Annotated in this window: 6 protein-coding genes and 1 pseudogene; 4 read left to right on the top strand and 3 right to left on the bottom strand. The window is 43.9% G+C overall.

The genetic code is table 11. The annotated features are described in order from the left end of the window. The first annotated feature begins 17 nt into the window (after positions 1-17). Positions 18-1,184: a carotenoid oxygenase family protein gene (locus NG796_RS08595; RefSeq protein ID WP_261205493.1), complete on the top strand. Its 1,167-nt coding sequence runs from the start codon at positions 18-20 to the stop codon at positions 1,182-1,184. A 193-nt stretch (positions 1,185-1,377) separates the two neighbouring features. Continuing rightward, the gene (locus tag NG796_RS08590) at positions 1,378-6,684 is read left to right on the top strand and encodes an AAA family ATPase (protein ID WP_261205492.1); all 5,307 of its coding nucleotides are present in this window, start codon (positions 1,378-1,380) and stop codon (positions 6,682-6,684) included. 91 nt (positions 6,685-6,775) lie between these two features. On the opposite strand, the pseudogene NG796_RS08585 reads toward NG796_RS08590, so the two are convergent. Together NG796_RS08585 and bchB are read right to left on the bottom strand one after the other, a co-directional pair. Beyond that, positions 6,776-7,321 (bottom strand): annotated as a pseudogene (locus NG796_RS08585) (ISAs1 family transposase); the annotation flags it as partial. Between the two features lie 463 nt (positions 7,322-7,784). After that, entirely contained in the window at positions 7,785-9,311 is a 1,527-nt protein-coding gene (gene bchB, locus NG796_RS08580; RefSeq protein ID WP_261205491.1) for a ferredoxin:protochlorophyllide reductase (ATP-dependent) subunit B, read from the bottom strand. 970 nt (positions 9,312-10,281) lie between these two features. Between bchB and NG796_RS08575 the strand changes: the two genes are divergently transcribed. Beyond that, positions 10,282-11,013, top strand: coding sequence for a Uma2 family endonuclease (locus NG796_RS08575; protein ID WP_317619288.1), 732 nt, complete (start codon positions 10,282-10,284; stop codon positions 11,011-11,013). A 21-nt stretch (positions 11,014-11,034) separates the two neighbouring features. After that, entirely contained in the window at positions 11,035-11,601 is a 567-nt protein-coding gene (locus NG796_RS08570) for a Uma2 family endonuclease (protein ID WP_261205490.1), read from the top strand. Positions 11,602-11,680: 79 nt separating this feature from the next. On the opposite strand, the gene NG796_RS08565 is transcribed toward NG796_RS08570, so the two are convergent. Continuing rightward, positions 11,681-15,769: a tetratricopeptide repeat protein gene (locus NG796_RS08565; RefSeq protein ID WP_261205489.1), complete on the bottom strand. Its 4,089-nt coding sequence runs from the start codon at positions 15,767-15,769 to the stop codon at positions 11,681-11,683. Positions 15,770-15,908 lie beyond the last annotated feature (139 nt).

Genomic DNA, 15,908 nt, shown 5'->3' with positions numbered 1-15,908 from the left:
AGCAAAGCACTCACCAGATGGGACTGACTAAAGATTATCTGGTGTTAATCGATACCGCTTTTAAAATTTCCGTTGAGGAAATTCTACCAACTAGGGCGAACAAAAGGTCTGACCAGCTTGAAAAATGGTTGAGAAACGTATTTGATCATCCACAATTAAACGACAATACAGTTTATATCATCGCGCGCAATAAACTGGACAAAGAGAATCAGTCAGTAGAGGCTAAAAAAGTTACAATTCCCCGAGAGGCAGCACATTTTCTCGTGGATTATCAGAATCCGGATGATCAGATTACCTTGCACTTAGCTCATGTTTGTGCATGGGATGCCGCAGAATGGGTGACCAAGTTTGATGATGCCGGTCCGGTGGACGGGTCAGGAACATCCCCTCTCTATGGGGCGATCGCCGGACCGATGGATATCAGCAAATTGGGATGTCACGTCATTAACGGCAAAACCGGACAATTCATCCGCAAAAATCAAGATATCTTGATGCATAAAGATTATACCTGGGGGGCGGCCATCTACGCCTACCGTGAGCGTCCTTTTCCAGACCGTTTAGAAAATATTTACTGGAGTTGTATGGGATGTTGGGCTGATCTAAAAACCCCCCATATTGAACATCTGTATAAACATTATCCCTATCGAGAAGTGGGATTGGAGGAATTAGATGAGATCACGACTCAAGGCAAACCTTCCACCTTATTCCGACTTCACATTGCACCCTTAGATCAGGTTGCTGACGATGAAAATCGGTTGAGCATTGCTGATGGATATCAATTTCCCGAGGGTCATTGGGTCGTTTCACCCCAATTTATTCCTCGACCTGGAACTGAAGGATCTACCGATGGTTACATCCTTTGTGTGGTTCATTATGACGAGAGTGCAGAACCCCAAAAAACTAACGGGAATGAACTGTGGATTTTTGATGCGGCTGATTTAAAAAGCGGTCCCCAATACAAACTGTGGCATGAGCAATTTAATGTCGGGTTTACGATTCATACAGCTTGGTTGCCCCAGATTAAAAAACGAAATGCCAGTTATTGTATCGAAATGCGCGATGATTACGCGGATATTTTAAACCAGCAGTCTCCGAAAAACAAAGCCTTGATCCAGGATTTATTTGAAAATTGGGTTTATCCGAAAAAAGAAGCCGCAATTGACCAGGAAAGTGAAATCAACTGAGATTTCCATTAGCCTTGATTATCACAGTTTTTTGTGAATTAGGGCTTTTCTATCCCCTTAGAATAACTAGGCCGAAAGCTAATCGCCTCATTTTCTGAAACCGGGCGATTAGCATTTTAGCTAGAAAGAATAGTCAAAAAATTAACCTATTTGGATCTTCCAATTTTACCCTTTATTTAGGCCATTCAAACTTATGTTAAAAATTCCCGGTTACTGCAATCTTTCGGCAATTTATGAAAGTGAAAATACCGTTGTTTACCGAGCAATACAAGAATCAGATAACCAATCAGTTATTTTGAAATTTCTTAAATCCGAGTATCCCAGTTTAGAGCAAATTGCCCGCTACAAGCTAGAATATGAAATTAATAAAAAATTGCTCCCGGTGGAAGGGGTAGTCCAATATTACAATTTGGAAAATTATCAAAATCATTGGCTGATTATTTCTGAAGACTTTGGGGGAGAAAGTTTAAAATCATGCAGTGAAGAAATTTCCAGAAATTTAAAGCTATTTCTATCCATTGCTCTTCAGGTTACCCAAACTTTAGGAGAAATTCATCACGCTAATATTATTCATAAAGACCTGAATCCTTTGAATATCGTTTATAATCGGCAAACTGAGCAAGCTAAAATTATTGATTTTGGCATTTCTACCCTGTTTTCCCGAGAAAATCCCACATTTAAAAATCCCAATGTTATCGAAGGGACCTTAGCCTATATGTCTCCCGAACAAACCGGGAGAATGAATCGTGCCCTCGATTATCGCACGGATTTTTATTCTCTAGGGGTAACGTTTTATGAATTACTGACTCAACAGCTTCCTTTTCCGACTCAGGATGCCTTGGAGTTAGTGTATTGTCATATTGCCAAGCAGTCAGTTTCTCCACGGGAGATTAATCCAAAAATTCCCGAAGCCGTCTCTGCTTTGGTAATGAAACTTTTAGCTAAAACCGCAGAGGACCGATATCAAAGTGCCTGGGGACTTGCATCTGATTTGCAAAATTGTTTGAATCAACTGGAAGAAACGGGAAGCATTCAACCCTTTACCCTGGGGGAAAATGATAGTTCTAGCCGGTTTCAAATTCCCCAAAAACTTTATGGCAGAGAGGCAGAAATTACGGTACTGCTAGAAGCCAGCGATCGACTGAATGACCCGGAGTTGAATGGGGGAAAGGAAATGATGCTAATTTCCGGTTATTCGGGAATTGGCAAATCGGCTTTAGTGCGGGAAATTTATAAACCCTTAACTCAAAAGCGCGGATACTTTATTTCAGGTAAATTTGACCAACTCCAACGAAATATCCCTTATGGGGCGATCGCCCAGGCTTTTGCAACTTTAATTCGACAGTTATTAACGGAAACTCCTGAACAGATCGAACAGTGGCGATCGCAATTAATCGAGGCGTTAGGGGTTAACGCGCAGATTATGGTAGATTTGATTGGGGAATTAGAACTGATTATCGGCCCACAGCCCCCAGTTAGCCCCTTGCCTCCAGGAGAATCTCAAAATCGATTTAACCTCGTTTTTCAAAACTTCATCAAGGTTTTTACCCAAAAAGAACATCCCCTCATCATTTTTTTAGATGATTTACAATGGGCAGATGCCGCTTCGTTAAAAATCATTCACCAACTGATGACGCGAGCAGATAGCCAACATTTTCTATTGATTGGCTGCTACCGCGATAATGAAGTTAGCACCACGGATCCTCTGATGTTAACTTTATCAGAAATTCGGGATAGTGGAGCATCGATAAATCATATTTCTCTGAGTCCTTTGGGGTTACCCGATATTAGTCAGTTAATTGCCGATGCGATAAAAACTGAAGCCCCAGAAATTTTATCTTTAGCGGAGTTGGTATTACAAAAAACTAATGGCAACCCATTTTTTATCAATGCGTTTCTGGAAAAACTTTATACTGAGCATCTCCTGAGCTTTGAAGTAAACGCTCGCCGCTGGCAATGGGACCTCAACGAAATTAAATCGGCCCAAATCACCGATAATGTAGTGGAATTGATGGTGCTTAAAATTCAATCTCTGCCGGAAGCGGCTCAGAAATTTGTTAAATTAGCGGCTTGTATTGGTAATCAATTTGATTTGTTAACCCTCTCCCTCCTGGATGAAAGTACCCCTCCAACTATTGCCCGTCACTTATTTGATGCCGTAGAATTAGGGCTTATTTTTACCCGAAGCGATGATTCAAAATGGATTAACTCCGGGACAGAGGTGAACCCTTTATCCAATTCCTATAGCTTTGTTCACGATCGCATCCAGCAAGCCGCTTATACTTTATTAGAATCCGAAGCCCAACGGGCTATCCATGTCAAAATAGGCCGAGTTTTACTTCAAAATACTCCGGAAGCTGAACGGGGAGCAAATCTGTTTGAAATCATTGATCATTTGAATCTGGGTGAAGGCTTGATCACAGAACCGGAGGAACGGATTAAGTTAGCTGAGTTAAATTTATCAGCCGGAAGAAAAGCCAAAGAATCAACAGCTTATGCAGCCGCTTGGGAATATTTGCAATTTGGCATCAGCTATTTACCAGAAACCTGTTGGACGGAACACTATGATTTATCCTTGGCCCTGCATAAGCAATGGGCAGAGGTGGAGTATCTCAAGGGAAATTTTGAGGCGGCTGAGGAATTAATTACCCTGGTCCTGGCGCGATCGCATACGGATTTGGAAAAAGCTAAAATCTACAACCTGGCGATCGTCCAGTACACCCTCCAGTTCAAATATGCTGAAGGAATTGCAGCGGGGCGAAAGGCATTGCAACTATTGGGAATTGACTTACCCCAGAGCGACTTTCAATCTGCCTTAATGCTGGAAATTGGAAGTATTGAAAAGGAATTGGGCGATCGGGAAATTTCCTCTTTGATTGCCCACCCCCAAATGATTGATCCAGAGCAAATCATTGCCATACAATTACTGGTTAATCTTTTAGCAGTCAGTTATATTATCAATTTAGAGCTATATTCGATTATTGTTGCTAAAATTGTTCAAACCTCCTTGAAATATGGTCATTCCCGAGAGTCAGCTCAGGGATACTCTACCTATGGATTTTTGATGTGCTGCTTTGGTAATTATCGCTTGGGCAATGAGTTTGGAACTCTAGCTGCGGAACTTTCTGAACAGTTTAATGACCCGGCATTAAAATGCAAGAATTACACCGTGGTGGGCGGCTTAATTTATCCCTGGGTTAAACCCTTAAAAGCCTCAGATTCTTTGTTAAGTGAGGGATATAAAGCTGGATGGCTATCGGGAGAGTTTCAATACATTGGCTATATTCTTCAGTTCCAAGCGATTCGGTTATATTGTCGAGGGACTCATCTCCCCGATGCTTGGACGGAACTCAGTAATTTTTTGGCAGTGACTCAAGAAACCCAAAACCAATGGGCGACGGATAATATTTTAGGGTTCAAAATCGGTGTCGCTAACCTCTTGGGACATACAACCAATGAATTGACTTTTGAGGGGGATGAAATTTCCGAATCAGCCTACTTATCAAGTTCTCAAGCCCATCAAAGCTGGCAGGGAATTTGTTATTATAAAATTTTTAAGTTTGCTATTTTGTATTTATATGGCTCATTTGCTGAAGCTTTAAATTTAGCCCCGGATATTGTCCTACTCATTCCAACAATTACCGGGAATATCATTGTAGCCGACTATAATTTTTATCACTCCCTCACCTTAGCGGCCCTCTATCCTACCGCATCCAGTTCAGACTCAGCCCTCTATTTGCAGCAACTGGAAGCTAACCAAACCCAGATGAAAATCTGGGCTGAAAATTGTCCCGAAACTTTCCAGCATAAGTTCCTTTTAGTCGCAGCAGAAATCGCTCGAATTTTGGGACAAGATTTAGAGGCAATGGACCTCTACGATCGCGCGATCGCCCAGGCGAGTGAACAGGAATTTATTCACCATGAAGCGATTGCTCATGAACTTGCAGGTAAATTTTGGTGGAACAAAGGAAAAGAAGACTTTGCCGCTGTTTACCTTAAGAAGTCTCACTATAAATATCAGCTTTGGGGGGCCAAGCGGAAAGTGGAACAGTTGGTGCAACAGTATCCGGCTATTTTGGCGCAGCGATCGCGCAAGGCATCAGGGGAACTGCAAACCACAGTCACTCTAAGCACCACCGATAACCAAACGGGGGAAGTCCTAGATTTTGCTACCATCATGAAAGCTTCTCAGGCGATCGCCAGCGAAATTCATCTCGATAAACTCCTGACTCAATTAATTCAAATTACCCTAGAAAATGCCGGAGCGCAACAAGGATTTTTGATTTTATCTGATCATCAGCAACTCAGGATAGAAGGGTCAGGGACGATGGATAGCGAAATTCAAGTCTTGCAATCCATCCCTGTACATCAAAGCCAACAACTCCCCCAGTCTATCATTCAGTATGTAGCCCGCACTCAAAAATCTGTGGTTTTAAGTGATGCCACAACCTCCGAAATGTTTGCTACCGATGCCTATATTATAGAACAGCAACCCAAATCCGTTTTATGTAGCCCGATTGTGAATCGTGGTACCTTAGTCGGCATTCTTTACCTAGAAAATAATCTCACGCCTGAAGCCTTTACCCCCGATCGCTTAGAACTTTTAAACGTTGTTTCTGCACAAGCTGCCATCTCGATTGAAAATGCTCAACTCTATCAAAACTTAGAAACTAAAGTTAAGGAACGCACCGCCCAACTCGCCGAAGCCAATCAGGAAATTACCCTACTAAACGAACGGCTGAAAGCAGAAAATCTTCGCATGAGTGCGGAACTGGATGTGACCCGTAAGCTGCAAAAAATGGTCTTACCCAAAGAGCGGGAATTGCAGCAAATTCCCGATTTAGAAATTGCCGGTTTTATGGAACCTGCGGATGAAGTTGGGGGGGATTATTATGATGTACTCCCTCACGAAGGCGGCGTAAAATTTGCCATTGGCGATGTTACGGGACATGGATTAGAAAGTGGGATGTTGATGATTATGGCACAGATGGCGGTCCGCACCTTATTGGAAAGTGAAGAAAATGACCCAATTCGGTTTTTAGAAATTATTAACCGTGCCATTTACAAGAATATAGAGCGGATGAATATTGATAAAAACATGACCTTAGCCATTCTGGATTACCACCAGGGAGACTTGAAAATTAGTGGGCAACATGAAGAGGCGATCATTGTTAGAAATGGGGGCAAAATTGAACGAATTGATACTCTTGATTTAGGCTTATATGTGGGGCTTGAACCGGATATTGCAGAGTTTTTGAATTATACTGATATTCGGTTGAATCCTGGAGATGGGGTTGTACTTTATACCGATGGGATTACGGAAGCAGAAGATATCAATGGGGTTCAGTATGGATTAGAACGCCTGTGTGAAGTGGTGAGCACTTCCTGGAATTTCAGTGCTCATGAAATGCGAGAAAGAATTATTGATGATGTCATGAGCTATATTGGCAGTCAAAAAGTCTATGATGATATCACCCTATTAGTGATCAAACAGAAATAATGTTTTCGGTCTTTGATTCTACCTTAAACCGAATTCAGAACCAATAAAAACAGCAAGGAAACAGGCTTACTCCCTCTCGAAAAAGGCAAGGCTATTTCATTCCCAACAATTCCTTAATTAGTTTAAGGCCAAGTCCCGCCAAACGTTGGGTTTGCGCCATATTATCAAATCCATAATCACGGTATATGTTCCGTGCAAAATTTCGAGCGATCGCCCAAATTTGAACCAAGGGTTTTGTTCTTATACGAGAAGCCTCTTCACCTTGAGTTACATCCCGCACATAATGCATCTTGTTTTCAACGCCCCAATAACCTCGAATCCGCTTAGAAAATTCTTTAGCTATTTCACTCAAAGAAGAAACGTAAAAACGAATTTCAACACTGGGTTCAATAATATTTGTTCGATGGACTTCGCAGTATGACGCAACGCGAATCACGGTTTTAAGTCCAGGAAATTTCGGAATATTATCTAACTGATTACTAATACTGACCCTGCGTTTTTCAACGCAACCGTGACCAACATTGTGAGATTCATGAGTCTGAATAGCTTTAAAATTGGCTTGGACTGCTTCAACTAGACCTGATTGGTTGCCTTTGAGCGCTCCAATATACTCATTCCCACTGTCTACGATGACTTGAGCAGTTTTTTTTGGGTACTGATTGCATCAAAAGCAAACACCAGGCAATTGAGGGCCATTTCTTTAATAAATGCGGGTAAGGCAGTGACTTCATTAGTTATTGAATCCACTTCGTAGGGGTCAAGAATTAGCCCTCGTTCTACGATGTAGGTACTTACTAATATAATGGCCCTCTAAGAATCTACATTAGCGTTATCATTAATGGCTTCATAAGACCCTCATAAAACTTTGCTGTCCACTGCAATAGTTTCGCTTTATCTAACGATTCTGGCAGCGGTTTGGGATGGGTAATTTCTGAAAGACTCCCTAGAGCAGTTTTATGGAAGTTGGAGACGCGACATTGAAATAAATTCAACAATGTCTCAATATCGAGAAAGAATATCGGGCGATCGCCTCTTGTTCTGTTAGGCGATCGCACCCTGATAATTTGTGCCAGGTGGGTCACCCCACCCAACCCTCCAATCTACGCGCCTACCGATTCTTTCGCGGCATACATCACTTCCAAAGAAATCTGACTGAACCCACGTTCCCGCGCAAATTTCTCCGTATTCCGCTTCACTTTACCCCGCACAAAACCAGGAACCTTGTTCAATTCTCCTTGTGCTTCCTTGGTCCAGTTCAAATCAGAATCTGCAGAAATCGTTTTCTGAATTACCTCTTTCGTATCATGTCCACCAAAGATTTCCAGCAGGTGGTCTTCCATTCCCAAAGTAAACGAATTATAAACCAAATCCGTGACTTGATTGGTTCCTTCATACCCCAGGAACGGTTTATATCCAATCGGGAAGTTTTGGATATGAATGGGTGCCGCAATCACACCACAAGGAATATTTAAACGCTTGCCAACGTGCCGTTCCATTTGCGTACCAAAGATGGCTGAGGGTTCAATGCGGGCGATCGCATCTCCAATTTCCCCATTATCTTCACTAATCAGCACCTCATCACAATATTCGCTCACCTGTTCCCGGAACCAGTCTGCATCATATTTGCAGTAAGTCCCCGCCAAAACTACATGAATTCCCATTTCCCGCGCCAGCACCTTTGTCATTGCTGCGGCATGGGTATTATCCCCAAACACCACCGCCTTTTTACCCGTCAAATTCTGGCAGTCAATGGAGCGAGAAAACCAGGCTGCTTGGGAAACAAACATGGTTTGATGATTGATATACTCTTCATAATCCACATTTGCCCCTTGCTCATTAATCACCTGCTGAATCTTGCGAATACAGCGGGCAGTTTCAACCACTCCCATCGGTGTGATATCCACATAAGGCATTCCAAATTCTTCGGCGAGATACTGGGCGCTCATCATCCCAATTTCCCGATAAGGAACCAGATTAAACCAAGCGCGAGGCAGGTTTTTTAAATCATTAACCGAGGCACCCTCCGGGATAATGGCATTAATTTCAATGCCCAAATCAGCCATTAATTTCTTCAGTTCAATGCAATCATGCTGATTGTGGAAACCGAGGGTCGTCGTGCCGATGATATTTACCGAAGGTTTTTCCGTTTTACCTTCTGCAATTTCCCCTTTTTTGCGACCTTTGGCGATATAGAATTGTAGAATTTGGAGAAGGGTTCTGTCTGCCGCTTGCAGTTCATTCACCCGGTAGTGATTGACATCTGCCAGCATGACATCGCCTTTTGACTCCATCTGGGCCCGATCTACAAAGTTTTGTAAATCTTCTTGGAGAATGCTAGAGGTACAGGTGGGGGTGAGTACAATCAAGTCGGGGGTTTCTTCTTGGTCCTTGCGAACGATATTATCGATGACTTTTTCTTGGGAACCCCGGGCGAGAACGTTGCGATCGACGATACTCGTTGTTACTGGGGTATAATTCCGCTCCCGCTCCAGCATAGACCGCATCACGTTAAAATAGTCATCCCCAAGGGGCGCGTGCATGATGGCATGGACATTTTTGAAAGAACTTGCAATGCGGAGGGTGCCAATATGGGCGGGACCTGCATACATCCAGTAAGCCAATTTCATTTGAGTGTTCTCCGTTGTTCGGTTTAAATACAGCGTTTTGAGCGACTGCGATAAGCTGTTGTTGATTATCTCAAAATTCCAGGGGTTCTGAGAGGTGACTTTTTCAGGTATAAATTCCTAGGAAACGTCGAAAGAACCTAGGCGACTGCGATCCAGGTTAATATTAAAACAATATTTTTGTTGTTTTTGTAAAAAATATTAATATTTTGATAACTTCCGTAATTTTGGGCGGGGTTGGGGATTTTGAGGAGGGGGGAGAAGAAAAACCACAGATTACACAGATTTTCACGGATTCAAGTCTGTGAAAATTTGTGTAATCTGTGGTTACCAGATTGACAAGCCATAGGAGTAGAGTTCTATCCCACATTCCGCAGGTAAAATTAGGAGAGTATGGAATAGAAATCTCCAAAAATTACAGGCTCTGCTATAAGAGGAGCAATTTTAATTTTTTGCATTGCTATGAGCCTAGTTCTAAAAACCTGAGTGCCTCATTTTTCGGACAGAAAAGGTCATGGGCAATTTGGGTCAAATTTTTATCAGTTTAGGGCTAAACTTTAGACTTTCTCACTAAATTTAATTATTTTTTAGTATTTTGGAAATTTAGGATATTCAATTTGGTAAAATTTAGAGTTAGGGATTTCCATAAAAAAACTTCTAATGCAGAATTAGAAAAGCCGATTGGCGTTCTTAAAAGGGGTTGGGGGGATCTCTGATAGAAGATTTTATTTTGTGGAGTTCCCTTAGAAGCCTAGATATATATAATCTTCAGCTTCCAATCTCGCGAATAAGTATAAAATAGATTAGAAAAAACTATTCCTAGAAAGTCTGAAGAATCGAGTCGATTGAGTTTGAAATCGCTATAAGCTATTGTTTATTCGCTCGGACAAAGAGCTGAATTAGAGTTTGCATAACAGGGATTCATATCCTGGGGGTATCTTACTCCTTTTCTTGCAGCAGTGCGTCATAGAAAATGCCAGCAAGACATGATGACTCTTATGGTAACCGGGAAATTCAGCTATACTGGGGAAGAGAATGCCTTGGGCGATCGGCCCTGTACTTTAACCCCAGATTACCCAAGCGCCAACCTTGGCAAGACCCTCAGAGGCATTTCCAAATCGTTCAGGAGAAAACCGTTATGACTCCCGCAATTCAATCACTGACTGAGATTACCCTAGAAGACTTCTTGCAGTTACCCGAAACCCAACCTGCCAGTGACTATATCAATGGAGTAATTTATCGAAAACTAATGCCACAAGGAGAACATAGCCGATTACAAGCTCGTCTTTTATCCTTAATTAATCAACTTGGTGAACCTCAGAACTTAGTTTCTGCTTTTCCCGAGTTACGCTGTACATTTGGTGGCTCTGCAATCGTGCCAGATATTTCTGTATTTGAATCCCACAGGATTCCCCGAAAACCGAATGGCAGAGTGGAAAATCGATTTACAATTGCACCGGATTGGACGATTGAAATTTTGTCTCCCGACCAATCCGCAACTCGGGTAATTCAGAAAATTATCCTATGCCTCAATCATGGAACAAAGTTGGGATGGTTAGTCGATCCAGAGGATGAATCGGTGTTAATTTTTAAACCCAATCAAAACCCAGAATTAAAAACTGGAGAGGATGCGTTACCCGGTTTAAGTGTATTAACCGATTGGCAATTATCAGCCCAAGATTTATTTGGATGGCTGTATTCTTAGTAAACATAGGAGGACCCAAGGATGATAATTTTATCACAATCTCCACCAATCCAGTCTCTGGATGATTTTTTAGACTTACCCGAAACTGAACCTGCCTGCGAATATATTGACGGCCAAATCTATCAGAAACCAATGCCCCAGGGAAAACATAGCAAACTGCAAGCTGAGTTAGTATCGGCGATTAATCATCAAGGGAAGCCCTCAAAGTTAGCCTATGCCTTTCCAGAATTAAGAGTAACATTTGGGGGGCGTTCTCTCGTGCCTGATATTTCGGTGTTTGAGTGGTCCCGCATTCCTTTGGATGAAAAGGGAGAAGTTGAGAATCAGATTAAAATTGCCCCGGATTGGGTGATTGAAATCTTATCTCCTGGACAAAATCAGACTCGGGTGATGGATAAAATTATTTTTTGCCTGAAGCAGGGGACGGAACTGGGTTGGTTTATAGATCCGCAAGACCGATTAATGATGGTGTTTAGTGGCGATCGCCTCCCCAGCGTTAAAGCAGAATCGGATATTCTGCCTGTTTTAAGCAGTTTTCCAGATTGGGAACTATCAGTGAATCAAGTTTTTGATTTATTAAGTTTTTAAAGCTATAAAATCATGTTCAAAAGAGGGAAGTTTGCCAAAAACTGACCCGCAAAACATCACACCGGGTCTCGAATTGGAATTAGCGACGGTTGAATCGCTGACGGATGAGACGATAGAGGATTAACAAAATAAACCCAATCAAAGCAAAGGGAAAGGCGACAATAAAAAGGGGAAAGGCGACAAAACCACCGATAAAACACACTACCAGATGAAAATTACCACGTTGCGCGAATTTAGCAATTCTTTTCATCCAATTGGGAATCGGGTAAGCGTCCAGAGATAAATTCAATTCTTGATAAATTAACATCCCCTGCTGTGAGGCTGCACAACCTTCTCGAATCCTGCCTATTTTTTGATACAAACCACCTAAACCGATTAAAGAATTGGCTTCCCCCCGTCTGTCGCCGATTTGCCGTTGGATTTCCAGAGATTGTTTGTAAACCGTGATCGCTTCGGTGTCGCGTCCTAGGGAATTGTAAGCGGCACCTAAACCCATTAAAGAAGCGGCTTTTCCCCGTTTGTGGCCGATTTCCCGAAAAATTTCCAGAGATTGTTTGTAAACCGTGATCGCTTCGGTGTAGCGTCCCAGAGAATTGTAAGAGGAACCTAAATTGTTCAAAGAAGCGGCTTCCCCCCCTCTGTGGCCGATTTCCCTTGCAATTTCCAGAGATTGTTTGTAAACCGTGATCGCTTCGGTGTAGCGTCCCAGAGAATTGTAAGGGGAACCTAAACCGTTTAAAGAATTCGCTTCCCCCTCTCTGTCCCCAATTTGCCGGTAAATTTCCAGAGATGGTTTGTAAACCGTGATCGCTTCGATGTAGCGTCCCAGAGAATTGTAAGGGGAACCTAAACAATTTAAAGAATTCGCTTCCCCCTGTCTGTCCCCAATTTGCAGATAAATTTTCAGAGATTGTTCGTGAAAGCTGATCGCTTCTGTGTAGCGTCCCAGGGAATGGTAAGTGGAACCTAAACCGTTTAAAGAAGTGGCTTCCCCCCGTCTATCGCCGATTTGCCGGTAAATTTTCAGAGATTGTTCGTAAAAGCCGAGCGTTTCTGTGTAGCGTCCCAGGGAATTGTAAGGAGTACCTAAACCGTTTAAAGAAGTGGCTTCCCCCCGTCTATCGCCGATTTGCCGGTAAATTTTCAGAGATTGTTCGTGAAAGCTGATCGCTTCTGTGTAGCGTCCCAGGGAATAGTCAGTGGAACCTAAGTTGTTTAAAGCAATAGCTTCCCCCCGTCTATCGCCGATTTGTCGGTAAATTTTCAGAGATTGTTCGTAAAAGCCGATCGCTTCTGTGTAGCGTCCCAGGGAATGGTAAACGGAACCTAAATTGTTTAAAGAACTGGCTTCTCCCTGTATATCACCGATTTGCCGGTCAATTTCCAGAGATTGTTCGTAAAAGCCGATCGCTTCTGTGTAGCCTCCGAGGGAATGGTAAGTGTTACCTAAATTGCCTAAAGAACTGGCTTCTCCCTGTATATCACCGATTTGCCGAAAAATTTCCAGAGATTGTTCGTAAAAGCTAATCGCTTCTGTGTAGCCTCCGAGGGAATGGTAAGTGTTACCTAAATTGCCTAAAGAACTGGCTTCCCCCTGTCTATCACCGATTTGCCGGTAAATTTTCAGAGATTGTTCGTGAAAGGTAATGGCTTCTGTGTAGAGTCCAAGAGAATGGTAAGCCGAACCCAAATTGTTTAAAGAAGTGGCTTCCCCTCCTCTATGGCCGATTTGCCGTTGAATTTCCAGAGATTGTTCGTGAAAGGTAATCGCTTTTGTGTAGCGTCGGAGGGAATGATAAGCATTACCTAAATTGTTTAAAGAAATAGCTTCCCCCCGTCTATCGCCGATTTGTCGAAAAATTTCCAGAGCTTGTTTGTTAGAGTAGATCGCTTCTGTGTAGCGTCCGAGGGCATGGTAAGCCGAACCTAACGATGTTAAAGAGGCAAGATATCGCAAATCTTGCCGATTGGGGAGATGGTTTCTTAATTGCTGGTAGAGTTCGGCAAGGAGTTGGTTATTACCGCGTAAAGCCAGAAACCTATCAACACAATTATCGCTATAACTTCCATCCCGAATGACATAAAACGCCGCCTCATACTCGCCCAACTCACACCGATGATAAAACACCTCCAAATATTCCCGCACATCCTCCACCGTCTGCCACTCGGGACGGGACTTGAACCGACTTTGATAAAACTCGATCGCCCGTAAATGCCCCTCCGGCAAATCTCCCACTCTAAACTTGAGATAGTCCAAAATCAAAGGTTGGAACGTATAACCCCCCGCCTCTGCAACCAAAAAACCCCGTTTTGCCAACCCCCGCAACTCCTTCTCCGCCACCGCTTCCCCAACCATCGCGCTGGCTACCTCAGCATTGAAGGCTTGACGGAACACCACCAGAGACAGCAACACCTTCCGCCAAGTCTCGGGCAACCGATTAAAACTGGCATCCAACACCGCCACCAACTGCACCAACTCCCGACGGTGGTAGCCTTGCAAACGCGACATCAACGCCCCGACATCAGCGCTTCCCAACTCCGTCAAGTCCGCAAGGGTCGCCCCGTCGCCGAACTCCCCATACAACAACCCCGCCACCAACCGCAGGGTCAGGGGATGTCCGTTCACCTGGTCAACAAAACCCTCCAGTTCTTCCGCAGTCCCCCCAAGGCCCAAATCCCGCAGCAGTCGTGCCCCTTCCTCTGCCGATAGTCCGGGTAGGGGCAATTCTGTCGGTTTATCCTGCACCAAATTCGGCGGAATTTGAGTCGTCACCAGAATTTCCGTGTGATGACAGTCCCCCACCCACCGCTGCAAAAAGTCTTTATATCCCTCATCCTGCAACACCGACTCCAAGTTATCCAACACCAGCAAAAACCGCCGCCGTTGCAGGCAATGAACCAACCCATCAGTCAGGCGAGTTTCTTCGATTTGTTCCAATTGCTGGGGTGAGAGTTTCCCCAACTGCTGCAATATCCCCCTCGCTACAATGGAATAAAGCGGACGCCGCCCCAAGTCCAGCCACAGTTTATCCTCAAAATCCGTCCGTTCCCAAAACACCTTCGCCGCTAGGGTGGATTTTCCCATTCCTCCTATCCCGACGATGACACCGAGTTTAGTATTCTCATCATCCAGCCAACGGTTAACGGTGGTCAATTCCGCCTCCCGTCCCTGCCAATTCGTCACCTTTGGGGGGTTGGTATCCAAGCTGAAGGAAATTGCTTGCAGGTCCGGTTTTTTCCCAGTGAAATAATCGCTAAGTCTTTTATGGGTTTCTCTGATGGCTTCTGCTAAACTCCATAATTCCTTCTGCAACTCACTTCGCATCTCGGCAATTTCCACCCGAGTGACTCCTAACTCCTGCAATACTGCCTCGAACCCAGATTTAATCTGTCTCCCCAACACTTGAAACCGTTGGGAATTTTCCTCTAACTCCTGTTGCAGTTGCGTCACCACCGCCAATTTTGCGGTTAAATCTTCTGCCTGCGCGTGGGAACTTTCCTCCCGCAACTTCTGCAAAATGCCGCGCATTTCCCCCAGTAGGGAGAGGGTTAACCCGGCGAAAGCTTTTCCCCCGTTTTCAAAGTCGGCTTTCAACACCTCCCGCAAGGCTAAGGCAAATTTATTCCGCAACTCGGTTGCCAGTTTTGGCACGACACCATCTGGTAATTTGACGTTAGCCCCCGGACATAGCCAACTGTTTAACAAGTCTTGCCAATCTTCCTTTTCCAACACCGTTTGACCGACATAATCCGTCGTTCCCCCTTGAAATAGCGCGGTAATGCTGGTTTCTTGGAGGGGGGCCAAATGGGGATCTTTTACCTGTTTTAGGTTGTCGGCGACCTGCTGCCACGCTTCGAGGGTATATTTGGCAAGAGTTTCTAATTTTTTAGTTGAGTTAGGATAGGTTCCGGCTTCCGCGAGGCTTTTGATAATTAAAGCAATGGCGAACCCTGTGGCTTCGGTTAAGTCATGATTTGCTAACTTTTCCCCACTGCCACGCAGGCGGACGGCAATATGGTTGAGGTGTTGGGGAACGATATCGTTGGCAACAATACCCGCAGCAACTGAGGCGGCAATGGTACCTAACGGACCCCCGCACACTGTCCCACCCACCACTAAAGCACCAGCGGTCAACAATCGTGTTTGACGCTCTGTGAGAAGATCCATCGCCGTCCCCTGGTCAATTGGAGTTTTTCAGCCTTATTCTAAATGATTAGAGCGCTCCTTGGGCAGAGTTAGCTTATCTAAATTCCCCTTGACGAAGGAACGCCTCAGCGAAACGATCCAACGCCTGTTCTCCCCAACC

Origin of the sequence: Laspinema sp. D2d (assembly GCF_025370755.1) — a bacterium.
GTDB lineage: Bacteria > Cyanobacteriota > Cyanobacteriia > Cyanobacteriales > Laspinemataceae > Laspinema.
This window is presented reverse-complemented; position numbering and strand designations above follow the sequence as displayed.

Coding starts and splice junctions, on each gene's coding strand:
- NG796_RS08595 (WP_261205493.1), top strand. CDS start 18: ATGGGACTGACTAAAGATTATCTGGTGTTAATCGATACCGCTTTTAAA.
- NG796_RS08590 (WP_261205492.1), top strand. CDS start 1,378: ATGTTAAAAATTCCCGGTTACTGCAATCTTTCGGCAATTTATGAAAGT.
- bchB (WP_261205491.1), bottom strand. CDS start 9,311: ATGAAATTGGCTTACTGGATGTATGCAGGTCCCGCCCATATTGGCACC.
- NG796_RS08575 (WP_317619288.1), top strand. CDS start 10,282: ATGCCAGCAAGACATGATGACTCTTATGGTAACCGGGAAATTCAGCTA.
- NG796_RS08570 (WP_261205490.1), top strand. CDS start 11,035: ATGATAATTTTATCACAATCTCCACCAATCCAGTCTCTGGATGATTTT.
- NG796_RS08565 (WP_261205489.1), bottom strand. CDS start 15,769: ATGGATCTTCTCACAGAGCGTCAAACACGATTGTTGACCGCTGGTGCT.